Origin of the sequence: Acinetobacter sp. LF10 (assembly GCF_048585715.1) — a bacterium.
Taxonomy (GTDB): Bacteria; Pseudomonadota; Gammaproteobacteria; order Pseudomonadales; family Moraxellaceae; genus Acinetobacter.
In genome coordinates this window covers 1691276-1705387 of record NZ_CP184160.1, presented here as the reverse complement: position 1 = coordinate 1705387, position 14112 = coordinate 1691276, and the positions used below count along the sequence as shown (strand labels likewise).

Below are 14112 nucleotides of genomic sequence, written 5' to 3'. Positions count from 1 at the left end.
TACTTAAAGATTAACGATTTGGTAAAACATCTTTAAGTGCTTCGTGCATCTCTAATAGCGCTTTTTCAGTTGTATCCCAATCGATACAACCATCAGTCACAGATTGACCATATACCAGATCACAAAGGTTTTCAGGAATATCCTGACGACCGCCTTTAAGATGACTTTCAACCATGATACCTACGATTGATTTATTACCATCAAGAATTTGCTCTGTGATGTTTTTGAGAACCAATGGTTGTAAGTATGGGTCTTTATTTGAGTTCGCATGACTGGTATCAATCATGATTTTGTTACTTACTTTTGCTTTAGCTAAAGCAGCCTCTGCCTCAGCAACCGATGAAGCATCATAGTTTGGTTTACCATTACCACCACGTAAAACAACGTGCGCATAAGGATTACCATTGGTATTGATAATTGCAACCTGACCATTTTCATTTAAGCCGAGGAAGCTATGACCGTGCTTAACCGATTGCATAGCATTGGTCGCAACCGTTAAACCACCATCTGTACCGTTTTTAAACCCAACAGGAGATGATAAACCAGAAGACATTTCACGGTGTGTTTGACTTTCTGTAGTACGTGCGCCAATCGCAGACCAAGAAATCAAATCTTGATAATATTGTGGAGAATTTGGATCAAGTGCTTCGGTCGCACATGGCAAACCTTTTTCATTTAATTCAAGCAAAAGACCACGACCAATATGTAAACCTTTTTCAATATTGAAAGAGTCATTCATGTCTGGATCGTTAATTAGACCTTTCCAACCGACTGTTGTACGTGGTTTTTCAAAATATACACGCATCACAAGGTATAAAGTATCTTTTACTTTTTCACTTAATTCTTTTAAGCGATCAGCATATTCATTTGCAGCTTTAACATCATGGATTGAACAAGGTCCAATCACCACAAACAAACGTTTGTCATTGCCGTCTAAAATATTACGTACAGTTGCACGTCCTTGTAACACAGTTTGAGATGCAGTCTCAGATAAAGGTAAATCAGCTTTCAGTTCCGCAGGGGTAATTAGAGTTTGAATGCTTTTAATATTAACGTCATCGATATCTGGCTGAGAAACTGGATTTGACTGTAGAGTATTCATTGCTGTCACAAATTCAATCGAAAGAAGAGGTTATTTTGTCTACGAATATAGCATGAAAAAAGGAATATTTCTTTTAAGAAGAGTATTCCTTTTCAAAAAGTATTCTGAATTAGATAAATTATGTTACTCGATCTAAAATATGGATCTGTATAGATTGTAACTACTTACAATTATAACAAGAAAACCTACAAAAATTAGCAGAGCTTTAGTTGGAATTCGTTTGGTCAAGAAAGCAGCAAATGGGGCGGCAAATAGACCACCAAAAATTAGACCTGCAATAACTTGCCAATAACCAAATCCAAGTAATATTGCAAAGGATACACCTGCGGCAATTGAGATAAAAAATTCTGCCGAGTTTACACTGCCAATTATTTTACGAGGTGCACCACCTCTTCCTATTAAGGTACTTGTAACCACAGGTCCCCATCCACCACCACCTACGCTATCAACGAATCCTCCAAACAGCGCAAGAGGTACAATATTTTTAGCATCCATCTCATGCTTTACTTTTGCACGCTTATATGCTTTTAATAAGATATAGAATCCAATAAACACCAAATACAATGAAATATATGGTTTTAATACATCACCTTTAATCGAAACAATATAGGCACCAATAATTGCACCAATTGCACCAGGAATAAGTAACTTTTTGAATATTGAGAAATCAACATTTCCCATTTTGTAATGTGATAGCCCAGAAAATGCTGTGGTAAATACTTCTGACATATGGACTGAACCAGTAGCCGCAGCAGGAGGAACACCTAAAGCCATTAACAAAGTTGTTGATGTCACACCATAAGCCATACCAAGTGCGCCATCAATAATCTGAGCAACCAGTCCAGCAAAAACTGCGACCCAAAATAAATGAGTTAATTGGAAAGAACTACTTCCAGTGAAGTGAGGGAAAACAAAGAATACAACGATACTAGATACAACAAGCCCAAGTATGGTTAATATCAAGACTGATTTAAGATCTTTACGTAACGCAAGGTTCTCAATATTCTGATCATGGGGCATAGGTTCTTCTTCAGAATCTTGTTTAGGCTTGGTTAAATTCCAGTTACGAGGTTTCATAACCGCTTACACTCCAAAATTTGATGTTTTACACATTGAATAACGAACAAATCATAATTATTCAATAAATTTGCGCATCTTATACGTTTTTTAGATAAACCGTTGTGATGAATAGTGATTTACTTATGCAAAAAAAAGCTAAAGAATATCAATTAAAGTATAAAAATTGACTGAATTACACAGCCATGTTTCATTAATTTGCCCCATGTAATCATCGAGTAAATCTTAGCTTGATCAAAGTGACGTAAATAATTAATTGAAAAGTAGAGTAGACCTCTTGCGTAAGTGCTATTTTCAATGATTTTAGAATTGATCAAACTTAATAAAATCAATACTTACATCTGATTGTTTTTTGACTTTTGCAAGAGGTCTAGTAATTTAAACATTCTCTACTTTGCTAAAATTTTATTTTTGTTAGGTTTTAATTCATTAACCCATAACACAAGTAGAAATGTAATCGGTGTCGCAAATAACCACCAACTTACAAATCCTATAGCGCTTCCATATTCAAGACAGAGTAGGCTTCCCGAAATTAAAAAGCAGAGGTAAGCAAAAATTTTGAAGAAAGTTTTATAGCGAATGAGATATATTTGCTCCGTTTTGCTGATTTGCTTAGAACTACATTTATATAAAAAGGTCATTCCAATCAGTATCAAAATTAGACTCAAAAAAATCATGCCTTCACCTTATTTTGCGCTAATTTTGTTTTAATTTTTTGTATGGACTTTTCCTGAATAGGTTGAATATTTCTAAAAATAAAAATAGCGAATACGGCGCAAATGAGCAGGAATAAATCAACACGCAGAAATAACCAATAACTTGAAAGGTCCGAAATTAATCGATGATTATTGAGATACACTAAGTTATATATTGGTAAAACAACTGCAATCAAACCGAAAAAGAAAACTTGTGATTTCCATAAATATTGTTTAGGAGTGAGTAGGGCTATAATTAAGCTCAGCATCCACACACTAAAAAAAGTATAAATTTCATAATTCGGGGTGGTTTCAGTAATATGTATCAATCTGTTTGCAAAAAGATAACCTAACATGGCGATTGGTAAGCCAATAAACGTCGCAACATTCAAACGATCCACCAAATAAAAACCAAGGTGAAACTTCTCAGATTTATTTTGGATTTGGCGCTTGAGACTCCATAGTAATAGTCCTGACGCAATCATCAAACAACCTAGTATTCCTGAACAAAAGAAAGCAAATCGTAGTAGTGGTTGCGCAAATGTAGCCATATGTAGACCATAAACGCCTGCATTTAAGGTTGCTACTGGACTATTATTTCTTGTGTTGCCTAAAATTTTTCCAGCACCATTTAAGGTAATTTGTGTTTGATTTAAGGTAATGGAATGATCTTCTAATTGTTTGAAAGTGATTTTTGCTTGATTGGTATTTGGATTTTTAACCTCAATCGTTGCAAATTCTTTGTTTTCCCATTGCTGTGGTAATTTCTCTAATAACACAGTGATTGGCTGCATATCTGCTGGGCTTGGGGGAGAGTCGATATCGGTTGTTTGAGAGATCGTTCTGATCTCCGTGAAATATTGAAATGGCTTTTCAGGATATAATTGTTTCATACCCCACGGTAAATATAAGTAAAAGAAAATAGCTAAACCAGTAAAAGTAATCGTCAAGAAAAAGGGAAGAGCAAGTACAGAGCAAACATTATGAAAATCGAGCCAAGAGCGTTGTGATTTAAAAGTTCTTAATGTAAAGAAATCTGTAAAGATTTTTTTATGGGTAATAATGCCCGAAACCAATGCAACCAACATAATAAAAGCTGCGATACAAACGATTAGGCGTCCAATAAGGACAGGTAATCCGTACAGCTGAAAGTGGAAATTATAAAAAAAGTCACCACCTTGTGTTGCAGAAAGTTTAAGTTCTTGACCAGTATTTGCATCCAAGTCTCGGCTTTCATAACCACCTATACTTTTTTCCCAATAAATCTTATTTACAGGTTCTTCTTTGTTCGCAACTTTGATATACCAAGATTTAGCATCAGCTGCATTTTTTTCTAAATATTCTGTTGCTGTTTGAATAGCCGTTGCTTGATTAATTTGATAATGCGATAGTTGTGGCTGCATCCATAAATTAATCTGATGACGATAATAGGCACTCGTTCCCATCAGAAAAATGGCAAATAAAAGCCATCCAAAAATTAAACCCGTCCATGCATGTAGCCATGCCATAGATTGGCGTACACTTTTGTTTTGCATTATTAACTTAAACCTACAGATAAGCCGAATAAAGTACCTGCCAAAATCAAGCTAATCCAAGTGAGTTTTAACAAAGAATTCGTGCAGAAACTAACAATGATAAATAGTAAATAAAAAATTATTGAAATAAAGGCAGCCAAATAAATGGCTTCAGCTTTAGCGAATGAATGAAGAAATAATGCCGTCAGACATAAGCTCAAATACATCATGCAGACGTAACCAACAACAAAGCTCAAGGTAAAGCGGTAAAAAATACTTAGGCGATAGATGAGCGTAAGTGATGTTGATTTTGCCATAAATGATTTTTAACTAGCCAATAGGAGAATAAATTTCAAATGAAAATGATTATTGTTAATATTAATAAATTAGCAGTAAACTCGCAATCATTTAGCTATCGTTAATCAAGATGATTCTTGAAATAATGAATGGAATTTTAGATCAAAAATCATATTCACCAATCTTGAACAAATTGGATAGCTTATTATGATTCGATGTAAAATCATTTTGTTAGAATCATTCAAATATTTCAGTGGGGCATTGGTCTTGTTAAAGCAAAAACTAAAAATTGGTATCGTGGTGGGAGAAGTTTCTGGAGATACTCTAGGAGTGAAACTCATGCGCAGTTTTCGCGAACAAGGAATTGATGCTGAATTTGAAGGTATTGGTGGTCCACAAATGATTGCTGAGGGTTTCCATAGCTATTATCCAATGGAAATCTTATCAGTTATGGGAATTGTCGAGGTTTTGAAAGATATAAAGAAGTTATTTGCTGTACGTGATGGTCTAGTTGAACGTTGGACTGAACATCCAGTGGATATTTTTATTGGAATTGATGCACCTGATTTCAATTTACGTCTTTCTAAAACAATAAAAGAAAAGAATTTAACGATTAAAACAGTTCAATATGTCAGTCCATCTGTTTGGGCATGGCGTCAAGGGCGGGTACATGGCATTAAACGTAGTATAGATTTAGTCTTGTGTTTATTCCCATTTGAAAAAACATTTTACGAAAATTACGATGTTCCAGCAGCTTTTGTTGGGCATCCTTTAGCCAAACAATTACCTTTAAAAAATCCGATTGTAGAAGCAAAACATCAGCTTGGTCTATCTGCACATGAAATGCACGTTGCTTTATTACCAGGAAGTCGAAGAGGTGAAATTGACAGGCTATTGCCTTTGTTAATTGGGGCTGCGGAAATACTACATAAGAAATATCCTGAACTAGAGTTTCTGATTCCAGCAATTAATGATGCTCGAAGACAACAAATTGAACATGGTATTCAAAATTTAGATGTAACTTTAAAATCAAAAATTTATATTTTAGAAAATACGGATGCTGAATCTAAAATAGGTCGTATGGTCATGAATGCGAGTGATATTGTCGCACTAGCATCAGGAACTGCGACGCTTGAAGCGATGTTATTGCATCGCCCAATGGTGACTTTTTATAAGTTGCATTGGTTAACTTATATGATTGCTAAGTTTCTCGTTAAGATTCCTTACTACTCTTTACCTAATATTATTGCAGGTAAAAAAGTCATCCAAGAACTCATTCAAGCTGATGCAACACCAGAACACCTGGCTTCTGAAATTGAAAAATTAATGGATAATGAAACAGCACATATTCAGATGATGCAACATCTAAGTATGCACAAACAATTAATCTCAGGAGATACTGAAAATCCTGTTGATGCAATTCTGAATTGTTTAAAAACAAATTAAGTTAAAAAAGGTGGCATTTCAAATGCCACCTTATCATTTACGCTCTTAGAATCATTTCATAGCCTGTGTATTTACGAATATTGATGACACCAATATCGAGTAATAAATATTGCCCCTTAATGCCATGTAAAACACCACGAATTTTGGGTGTTTTATCCAAATTTAAGGACTTAATTTTTTCTGGATATTGTTCAACTGGGTAAATAAATTCTTTAGGCAATTCATGTTCTAAAAATTCAAGTTCTTCATTAAATTCTAGGTTTTGGCTAAATTCATCTCGGATCGTTTGAATTTTTGGTGCAAATTCTTCCAGAATTTGGTCACGTTGCTCAATTAAATTCAATGGTTCAGCTTCACCTTTCAGGAGCTTACGCCAATCCGTCTTATCGGCAATTTGAGTACCGATTAGCGTTTCCAAATGACCAGATAAACGACGGGAACCCACTTTCAAAATAGGTAGAGCTTGTGTAGCACCTTGATCAAGCCAACGCGTCGGCATATTAACGATACGGGTAATTCCGATTTTCAAAGCGCTGGAATTGGCTAAATACACAATATGTGGTTGGAAACAAACCTTGTGTGCAAATTCATCTTCACGACAAGTTCCAAGATGATAATGGCAAGTCTCAGGTTTCATAATACAAAGATCGCATTCAGCTTTGGTCTTGAAGCACTTGAAACAGTGACCTTGGGAATATGATTTTGGAGTCTTTGCACCACACGAAGTACAAAAAATATTTCCAGTCCATTCAATTTCTAATTCTTGACCTAATACGAAGGGTAGATCAGTTTCTGAACGATCTAATATAAATTTATATTCAACATTTGCCTTGCTGCTTGGTTGATCAGTTACACTATGCGTTTTGAGCGCTGCGTGCATTTTGTGACAAATGCCTTGTAGTTCCATCAATAAACTCTCATCTTTCTCAATCAAGGGTTGCAGTTATGGCTGAACAAAATGTCATCACTTCTATGCTAGACGATTTATCTAAAGAACAGCCCATTCATACTGCACTTTGTATAGGTCAGCAAATTGATCAAAATGCTGAAATTCAATGGCACTATTTTAACGTAACTGACATTTTAAATCTGCCATTTACACAACGCTATGATTTAGGTTTTGTATTATTTGATACAGATGAAATGCAAAGTATCAGTGAAGTACAAAAATCGCAGTTATTGGTGAAATTACGTGACTTAATGGCAAAAAGGATTGTTGTTGTTAGTAAACGAAACGATGAAAAGTTATTACGTTCACTAGGTTTTACTCAACTTATTGATAAAACGACGCATGATAGTGATTTTGCTCTATGGCAATTTAATATTTTAACTTACAAACATGTTCCTGATTGGTTTAATTCTAAATTTTGGGCAAATCCAGAAAATTGGAATAAATTTCGTTGGTAACGCTGAAATCATTTTTATCTTTTAGAAAAGTTTAGAAAAAAATAAAAGGGCAATTTGCCCTTTTATTATTTGTCTTATAATTTACTTCAAATTAGAAGCTATATTCCATACCTAAACCAATTGTGGTCTTCTTGTCATCTTTAGTTAACCAGTCACGTTTTTGTTGACCAACAACACCGTAGAAACGAGCTTGTTTGTTGATTTGGTAGTCAGCACCGAAACCATAAAGGTCTTGTTTACGATCTTTACGACCATCAGATTCAGTTGTTGAAGAAATGTATTGTGCTTTTAACTTCACAGGTGTAGATGGAATAACATATGCTGCTGTTAAGCCATAAGCATCTTCTTGTAAGCCTTTATAAGAGGTTACAACAGCAGGCGTGCCGCTTGAAGTTGATACTGTATCATCAGATGGTTGAGCAGTTTGCCATAAAGCACCGAATACTAAACCATCAACGCCAGCTTGAGTTAAATCAATAGAGCCAGTTACACGAACTGCATCAGTATAAATACCAGATAAATCATAAGCATTGTATTTTGATGCAACACCGAAGTTACCCGCCACAGCAGCATTCAAACCGATGTCTTTATTTTCATAAGTGATTGATGTTGATACACCATCACCAAAACCATCACGGCTGCCTTTTTTACCCTTAGCAGTACTATCAGCGGTAGAAGCTTCTTCACCTTGTTGGAACATAATGTTAAATGCTAAACCAGCCAATAATTTTTTATCAGTTTCAAAACCGATAACATTGTTTAGACGATCTTCACCTGCTAATACAGCTGTCATATCAAGATCATTGTGGTCATTGAAAATATCTTGGTTATTACCAGCAGCTGTTTTAAAGTAAGAATCAAATTTACCAATTTTTAATGTTGCAACACCATCAGATTTAAGACCAATAAAACGATTACGTTGTGTTAATTCCTTACCATCTTTATCTTCACTATCAGCATTTAATTGCCATTCTGCTAAGTAAACAGCTGAAAGGGTATTCGTTAACTTTTCTTCGCCTTTCACACCAAGACGAGAAGCATTTGAGTTAATTTTTGTTACGCTTTCATCTTTAAAGCCATTTTTGTCGATTTGATCCAAAGTCACATTGAGCTTACCATACAATGTAGGTGCTGCTTGCGCTGCATTCATGGCTAAAGTTGCTACAGTAGCAGCAAGAAGCAATTTTTTCATTGAGATTTCTCCAAACACTTTTTGTAAATGGCTGATGCCTTAGTTACTGTTATAAGCTTGCTTGTGTACATAAAGTTACACAGCTCACTGACTTGTAAGCAGTATCGGCAAACTTTGTGACAGATAAGTGAAAGAAAAATGACAGTTTGATGACGATTAATATTTGGTAATAATTATTTTAGTTATTGATTTTTATATAATTAGAAAATAAAAAACGGGGAATATCCCCGTTTTAACTATTTATTTAACTTAAAGTACTGCTTTAATCTTTTCAGCCAAAGCCGTAATTTTTTCCTGATCACCCATTTGAGCTGCATGGCGACCAAGCTCATGAATAGAGCTAGGAATCAAATGGAAGTGCACATGTGGAACTGTTTGCCCAGCTGCAGCTCCTGAAAGTTGAATTAGTACGATCCCTTTAGCATCTAAAGCGGTTTCAATTGCTTTAGCTATCTTTTGAACAATTTGAATCGTATAGGCTGCTGCATCAGCAGGTAAATCCATCAAAGTAACAGCAGGTGTTTTAGGAATAACTAAAGCATGACCATCTGCTTGAGGCATAATATCCATAAAAGCGAGGACCTGATCATCTTCATAGATTTTGATTGCAGGTAGTTCGCCTCGTAAGATTCTTGCGAAAATATTTTGGTCATCGTACGCCATGATTAGTCCTTTAATATAATGAGATGAGAAGTTTTGCTTTTCAGACAAAAATAGAAAATAAACTGCTAAGACTTAAAAATAAGGCTTTTATTTGCAATTTAATTCTTTTTGACGCTCTTTAATTTCATCTAAGCGTTGTTGCTCTCTGTCAGAAAATTTAGGCTTTGTTGTATGGCAGTTTTCATTACCATATTTAGCCTTGGCATCTGCATCTTTAAAACAAAATCCTTTAGATGCATAGATGAGGTTATAGTCATCTTGCAACTTTTTACATTCTTGTTCTGGTGTAGCTGCTTGAAGGTTAAAACCTGTAAGGCTTACCAATCCAGCAAAAACTGCAACCGCAAACTTATTCATGAGGTATTCCTCTAGTTAAAAGGCATGAACTCAAATAAATTAAGAAAATATGTCTATTTTCACGATTTGACTTAAGTTCAACTACTAATATACGGTTTATGAATGAAATTTCAATGAAACTGTATTATTGGAGTGTAATTTTTATCCATAATTCATTCACACAATAAATAAATACCTTATATATCAATAGCTTTTATTAAGATTCATTAAAAACAACTAATTATAGAGATTTTAATCTTACTTTTTCATAAGTCAGAGAAAATACCTATAGTACAAAGAATCAGTGTTTTAAAATAGAATCTAATAATGACAAAAAATCATCTAAAGAATTTCTAAAATGTCATATAAATTTAAATATACTATTGTATGCTTATTGCAATTGTCGAGAATGATTCTTCTTTTTGGGGTGGTGGCTGTGAGATTGAATGAAAAAGTTGGTGCAATTGCTTTTTATGCAATTCTTGTCGCATCCATCATTATATTCGGTTTTGGGATTGCATTTAAAGACAATATGATTATTGTAATTGGTATATCATTGTTTATGTGTGCATTTCTAGTAAAATCAGAATTTAAATTAGAAGTGTTATTTTGGAAAAATCGCTAACTAAAGTTAGGTTAAGATAGGAGAATAGGGCTACTACAATATAACAGCCTGTTCTCCCATTCCAATTTACCTATACCTTGAGCTTTTTACTTTAGTATGATTTTTGTCCATTCTTCATACATTTTGACAGCAGAAGAAAAGTCACTATTCGGTTCTGCTGTAAGGTTTGCTGCTTGGATCAAACTTTGAGTGAGGGCAAGGATCGGGGCTGGAAGTTTCGCCTCATGCACTAAATCCAATGCAATACCTGTGTCTTTTGCGAGCAAAGGCAATGCAAAAGTTACAGGAAATTCACGACTAAGTACCCGTTGCGGAAAAATAGTTTCTGTAACCATGCTTTTACCGCTAGATGAATTAATACAATTTAAAGCTGCATCTAGGTTTACACTATGCGCTTTGAGTGTACTAAACCCCTCTGCAACCGACCATAAATTGACTGCCAATAACATGTTATTAATTGCTTTAACGGCAAATCCTGCGCCCGAATCACCTACGTGCTGAATGAGCTTTCCGACTGCTGCCATCGCAGGATAAGCACGTTCAAAAGCATTAACGTCGCCACCCACCATAACCGTAAGTGTTGCATTTTCTGCACCAATGGTTTGTCCGCTGACAGGCGCATCGAGAAAATCAATATTTTGTGTTTTCAATCGTTCTGCTAGACGGCGCGCTGCCTCAGGAACACCACTGGTGCAATCAATCCAAATTGCACCTGATTTAATGTTCACACCTTCAATTAATGTTTCAACATCATCACTGGTCGGCAAGCAAGAAAAGATCACATCTGCCTGAACGGCTTCAGCAAGTTCAACCGCTAAAGTGCCATATTCTGTTGCATGTTGTTCGGCTTTATCGAAGCTACGATTCCATACATAAACTTTCTCAAAATACTTGGGTAAATGCGCAGCCATGCGATAGCCCATAGCACCTAAACCGATGAATGCAACAGATTGAGTCATAGTTTACCTTTTTATTGGAGTTGAGCGTTCTGTTAACCAAGTTGTCAGTGTTGGCCAGAACTCAATTGAACTATTTTGACTAGACATTAAACCTAAGTGTCCGCCAGGTATCAAAGTAAACGTGACATCTTGACTATTTGTCAACTGTGTCAGAGGAAAAGCTGCCTCAGAAGTAACAAGTTGATCACTTTTACCAGCACCCACAAGTAATGAACATTCAATGTTTTTAAGCTCAATGGTTTTATTCTTTAGTGTGATTGCACCATTTTTTAATGGGTTCTGCATCCAGACATTAAACAGCATGTCTTGGTTGATCCCCCCCGGGTAATCAATCATATTGTTTAAGAAATGGCTGAGTGTTGCGTCTTCTTGTACCAGTTTGAGGTTATCAAGATTTTTGAGTAATTGAATATTGCCGTCAATCCAGCCCTTAGGATCTAACAATTTAAAACCTAATGAGTTTAAAAAACCAGGTGAATGAATCATCAACTTAGGTAAACGGTTATAGACATAATCTTTGATGGTTGGGTTACGCGTCGTAATATATGCCAGTGTTTTATATAATTTTCCGATATAACCCGATGCATAACTATCAATTGGGCTACCTAAAACAATTAAATTTTTAACCGCATTTGGCTTGTGTCGAGCGGTGTAAAGAGTGACAAAAATTCCAGCCATACTCCAACCATGCAAAGATATTTTTTCAGATTTAGAATGCTTTTGAATCGCCTCAATACAACGTGGAATAAATTTATCGATAAAAGATAAGAAATTCACTTGGTAGTTCTTGTAAGTCAACTTACCCCAATCAATTAGATAAACATCAAAACCACTTTCTTGAAAATGCTTAATCAAAGAGCGGTATGGATATAGATCATAAATATCCATATTGATGGCAAGAGGAGCTGTAAATACCAATGGCTCTTTGTAACGTTTGTTTTCAGAAGCATAAAACCGAACACGAGTTTGTTTAAATTCAGCAATCACTTGATAAGGTGTCGATTGTGACAATACAAGCCTATCTGCATCGAAGACACGCATAGCGAGATGTTTAAAATTTATTTTTTGCTGTTCTACAAGTGATTTCATCTTTGAAAGTCTCATCATGAGTCAAGATTGCACGAAGTCTAAGCGATAATTTCATCTTACGCCTTGACCTTAAATACATTAGGCGCTCAAAATGTTGGCATATTTAAACACCTGATCATAAGGCATACAAAACGATGAATCCAAGCGATGATTTAGAATACCAACTTGAAACACTGGCTATTCGCACAGGGCATGATCGTACCTTTGAAGGGGAACATAGTGAACCTATCTTTTTAACATCTTCTTTTGTTTGCGAAAGTGCAGCAGATGCTGCCGCAAAATTTTCTGGGCAAATCGCAGGAAATACATACTCACGTTATACCAATCCAACAGTACAAGCCTTTGAAAAACGCTTAGCGATATTAGATGGCGCTGAGCGTGCAGTTGCGACAAGTTCTGGTATGGCGGCTGTACATGCTATGTGTATGGCATATTTAAAAGCTGGCGATCATGTGATTTGTTCTCGTGCAGTATTCGGTTCAATCATTGCTTTATTTGAAAAATATGTTGCTAAATTTGCTGTAGAAGTGACGTTTGTCGATTTGGATGATCTTGAAGGCTGGAAACAAGCGATTCGTCCGAATACACGTATTCTCTTTATTGAAACTCCCTCGAATCCTTTGGCACAGGTTGGTGATATGCAAGCAATTGCAGATATTGCTCATGCCAATGGCGCATTATTTGCTGTAGATAACTGTTTTTGTACGCCAGTATTGCAACAACCTATCAAGTTCGGTGCTGATTTAGTGCTTTATTCAGCAACAAAATATATTGATGGTCAGGGGCGTGCATTAGGTGGTGCAGTTGTTGGCAAAAACGATTTACTTGAAGAAGTTAATGGTGTAATCCGTACTTTGGGTAATTCAATGAGCCCATTTAATGCATGGATTTTCTTGAAAGGTTTAGAAACTCTGAGTATTCGTATGAAAGCGCATTGTGAAAATGCACAAATACTTGCGGAGTGGTTACACCAACATGAAAAGGTTGAAAAAGTGTATTACGCTGGTTTAACAGATCATCCCGGACATGAATTAGCCAAAAAACAGCAAAAAGGTTTTGGCGGTGTTGTATCTTTTGTCGTAAGAGGCGAACGTGAAGGTGCGTGGACGGTTATTGATAACACGCGTTTCTTATCAATTACCAGTAATCTAGGGGATGTTAAATCAACAATTACACATCCAGCAACGACCTCGCATGGTAGAATGTCTGCCGAAGCCAAACAGGCAGCAGGAATTGAAGAAGGCTTAATTCGTGTCTCTGTTGGTTTAGAAGATATTAATGATATTATTCGTGACTTATCACGCGGTTTAGATTTAATTTAACGAGAGAAACTTATGAACATTAATATGCTCATGCAGCAAGCTCAGCGCATGCAAAAAGATATGGAATCAAATCTTAAAAAAGCCAAAGAAGAGCTTGCTAAAACTGAAGTGCATGCTGAAGCGGGCGGTGGTTTGGTCAAAGTGACGATGACTTGTCGTAATGTCGTTAAGCGTATCGAAATTAGCCCAGACTTATTACAAGATGAAGCTGATATGATTGAAGATCTGATTGCTGCTGCGATGAATGATGCAGCACGTCAAGCCGAAGCTATTTCTGAAGAAAAACTTCAAGGTGCGAATTCAGGTATGGGCTTACCACCAGGTTTATCTGGTTTATTCTAAGCCAAAAGTCTCTAAGTCTTTTTGTGAGGCTTAGAGAACCTTTTTT

Annotated in this window: 16 protein-coding genes; 5 read left to right on the top strand and 11 right to left on the bottom strand. The window is 35.8% G+C overall.

The window, feature by feature from the left end; genetic code table 11:
* Window positions 1–10 precede the first annotated feature (10 nt).
* The 5 genes from ACN19N_RS08300 to ACN19N_RS08280 form a co-directional block, all read right to left on the bottom strand.
* A complete protein-coding gene (locus ACN19N_RS08300) occupies window positions 11–1102 on the bottom strand; it encodes a 3-deoxy-7-phosphoheptulonate synthase (protein ID WP_269230350.1) in 1092 nt (363 codons plus the stop codon).
* Window positions 1103–1234: 132 nt separating this feature from the next.
* Window positions 1235–2179, bottom strand: coding sequence for a sulfite exporter TauE/SafE family protein (locus tag ACN19N_RS08295; protein ID WP_420001078.1), 945 nt, complete (start codon window positions 2177–2179; stop codon window positions 1235–1237).
* A 389-nt stretch (window positions 2180–2568) separates the two neighbouring features.
* Entirely contained in the window at window positions 2569–2856 is a 288-nt protein-coding gene (locus ACN19N_RS08290; RefSeq protein ID WP_269237951.1) for a DUF1634 domain-containing protein, read from the bottom strand.
* Window positions 2853–4409: a PepSY-associated TM helix domain-containing protein gene (locus tag ACN19N_RS08285; protein ID WP_420001077.1), complete on the bottom strand. Its 1557-nt coding sequence runs from the start codon at window positions 4407–4409 to the stop codon at window positions 2853–2855. The genes ACN19N_RS08290 and ACN19N_RS08285 overlap by 4 nt, the downstream gene beginning before the upstream one ends.
* 2 nt (window positions 4410–4411) lie before the next feature.
* Window positions 4412–4705: a hypothetical protein gene (locus ACN19N_RS08280; protein WP_046739620.1), complete on the bottom strand. Its 294-nt coding sequence runs from the start codon at window positions 4703–4705 to the stop codon at window positions 4412–4414.
* Window positions 4706–4952: 247 nt separating this feature from the next.
* Between ACN19N_RS08280 and lpxB the strand changes: the two genes are divergently transcribed.
* Window positions 4953–6131 (top strand): lipid-A-disaccharide synthase, encoded by a 1179-nt coding sequence (gene lpxB / locus ACN19N_RS08275; protein WP_269230354.1) that lies wholly within the window; start codon window positions 4953–4955, stop codon window positions 6129–6131.
* Window positions 6132–6168: 37 nt separating this feature from the next.
* Here the strand turns inward: lpxB and ACN19N_RS08270 are convergent, their stop codons facing one another.
* Window positions 6169–7038 (bottom strand): DUF2797 domain-containing protein, encoded by an 870-nt coding sequence (locus ACN19N_RS08270; RefSeq protein ID WP_420002369.1) that lies wholly within the window; start codon window positions 7036–7038, stop codon window positions 6169–6171.
* Between the two features lie 38 nt (window positions 7039–7076).
* Here ACN19N_RS08270 and ACN19N_RS08265 point away from each other — a divergent pair, with 38 nt between their 5' ends.
* Window positions 7077–7538 (top strand): DUF6231 family protein, encoded by a 462-nt coding sequence (locus ACN19N_RS08265; RefSeq protein ID WP_269230355.1) that lies wholly within the window; start codon window positions 7077–7079, stop codon window positions 7536–7538.
* Window positions 7539–7629: 91 nt separating this feature from the next.
* Here ACN19N_RS08265 and ACN19N_RS08260 read toward each other — a convergent pair whose 3' ends face one another.
* The 3 genes from ACN19N_RS08260 to ACN19N_RS08250 all read right to left on the bottom strand — a co-directional run bounded on the left by ACN19N_RS08260 (window position 7630) and on the right by ACN19N_RS08250 (window position 9750).
* Complete coding sequence (locus tag ACN19N_RS08260) at window positions 7630–8730, bottom strand: porin (protein WP_269230356.1); 1101 nt, start codon at window positions 8728–8730, stop codon at window positions 7630–7632.
* Window positions 8731–8979: 249 nt separating this feature from the next.
* Entirely contained in the window at window positions 8980–9393 is a 414-nt protein-coding gene (locus ACN19N_RS08255) for an HIT family protein (protein ID WP_420001076.1), read from the bottom strand.
* An 87-nt stretch (window positions 9394–9480) separates the two neighbouring features.
* The gene (locus tag ACN19N_RS08250; RefSeq protein WP_004662096.1) at window positions 9481–9750 is read right to left on the bottom strand and encodes a YARHG domain-containing protein; all 270 of its coding nucleotides are present in this window, start codon (window positions 9748–9750) and stop codon (window positions 9481–9483) included.
* 337 nt (window positions 9751–10087) lie between these two features.
* On the opposite strand from ACN19N_RS08250, the gene ACN19N_RS08245 reads away from it, so the two are divergent.
* A complete protein-coding gene (locus ACN19N_RS08245; protein WP_293744044.1) occupies window positions 10088–10354 on the top strand; it encodes a hypothetical protein in 267 nt (88 codons plus the stop codon).
* An 86-nt stretch (window positions 10355–10440) separates the two neighbouring features.
* Here ACN19N_RS08245 and ACN19N_RS08240 read toward each other — a convergent pair whose 3' ends face one another.
* Together ACN19N_RS08240 and ACN19N_RS08235 are read right to left on the bottom strand one after the other, a co-directional pair.
* Window positions 10441–11313, bottom strand: a complete 873-nt coding sequence (locus ACN19N_RS08240) for an NAD(P)-dependent oxidoreductase (RefSeq protein ID WP_420001075.1) — start codon at window positions 11311–11313, stop codon at window positions 10441–10443.
* A 3-nt stretch (window positions 11314–11316) separates the two neighbouring features.
* Entirely contained in the window at window positions 11317–12402 is a 1086-nt protein-coding gene (locus ACN19N_RS08235) for an alpha/beta fold hydrolase (RefSeq protein ID WP_250749072.1), read from the bottom strand.
* A 134-nt stretch (window positions 12403–12536) separates the two neighbouring features.
* Here ACN19N_RS08235 and ACN19N_RS08230 point away from each other — a divergent pair, with 134 nt between their 5' ends.
* Both ACN19N_RS08230 and ACN19N_RS08225 read left to right on the top strand, forming a co-directional pair.
* Window positions 12537–13724: an O-succinylhomoserine sulfhydrylase gene (locus tag ACN19N_RS08230; protein ID WP_004662102.1), complete on the top strand. Its 1188-nt coding sequence runs from the start codon at window positions 12537–12539 to the stop codon at window positions 13722–13724.
* A gap of 12 nt (window positions 13725–13736) precedes the next feature.
* Window positions 13737–14066, top strand: a complete 330-nt coding sequence (locus tag ACN19N_RS08225) for a YbaB/EbfC family nucleoid-associated protein (RefSeq protein WP_293744037.1) — start codon at window positions 13737–13739, stop codon at window positions 14064–14066.
* Window positions 14067–14112: the final 46 nt, after the last annotated feature.

What these genes read in the sequence shown, in the direction of transcription:
- ACN19N_RS08300 (WP_269230350.1), bottom strand. Translation starts at nt 1,102, where the DNA reads ATGAATACTCTACAGTCAAATCCAGTTTCTCAGCCAGATATCGATGAC.
- ACN19N_RS08295 (WP_420001078.1), bottom strand. Translation starts at nt 2,179, where the DNA reads ATGAAACCTCGTAACTGGAATTTAACCAAGCCTAAACAAGATTCTGAA.
- ACN19N_RS08290 (WP_269237951.1), bottom strand. Translation starts at nt 2,856, where the DNA reads ATGATTTTTTTGAGTCTAATTTTGATACTGATTGGAATGACCTTTTTA.
- ACN19N_RS08285 (WP_420001077.1), bottom strand. Translation starts at nt 4,409, where the DNA reads ATGCAAAACAAAAGTGTACGCCAATCTATGGCATGGCTACATGCATGG.
- ACN19N_RS08280 (WP_046739620.1), bottom strand. Translation starts at nt 4,705, where the DNA reads ATGGCAAAATCAACATCACTTACGCTCATCTATCGCCTAAGTATTTTT.
- ACN19N_RS08270 (WP_420002369.1), bottom strand. Translation starts at nt 7,038, where the DNA reads ATGGAACTACAAGGCATTTGTCACAAAATGCACGCAGCGCTCAAAACG.
- ACN19N_RS08265 (WP_269230355.1), top strand. Translation starts at nt 7,077, where the DNA reads ATGGCTGAACAAAATGTCATCACTTCTATGCTAGACGATTTATCTAAA.
- ACN19N_RS08260 (WP_269230356.1), bottom strand. Translation starts at nt 8,730, where the DNA reads ATGAAAAAATTGCTTCTTGCTGCTACTGTAGCAACTTTAGCCATGAAT.
- ACN19N_RS08255 (WP_420001076.1), bottom strand. Translation starts at nt 9,393, where the DNA reads ATGGCGTACGATGACCAAAATATTTTCGCAAGAATCTTACGAGGCGAA.
- ACN19N_RS08250 (WP_004662096.1), bottom strand. Translation starts at nt 9,750, where the DNA reads ATGAATAAGTTTGCGGTTGCAGTTTTTGCTGGATTGGTAAGCCTTACA.
- ACN19N_RS08245 (WP_293744044.1), top strand. Translation starts at nt 10,088, where the DNA reads ATGTCATATAAATTTAAATATACTATTGTATGCTTATTGCAATTGTCG.
- ACN19N_RS08240 (WP_420001075.1), bottom strand. Translation starts at nt 11,313, where the DNA reads ATGACTCAATCTGTTGCATTCATCGGTTTAGGTGCTATGGGCTATCGC.
- ACN19N_RS08235 (WP_250749072.1), bottom strand. Translation starts at nt 12,402, where the DNA reads ATGAAATCACTTGTAGAACAGCAAAAAATAAATTTTAAACATCTCGCT.
- ACN19N_RS08230 (WP_004662102.1), top strand. Translation starts at nt 12,537, where the DNA reads ATGAATCCAAGCGATGATTTAGAATACCAACTTGAAACACTGGCTATT.
- ACN19N_RS08225 (WP_293744037.1), top strand. Translation starts at nt 13,737, where the DNA reads ATGAACATTAATATGCTCATGCAGCAAGCTCAGCGCATGCAAAAAGAT.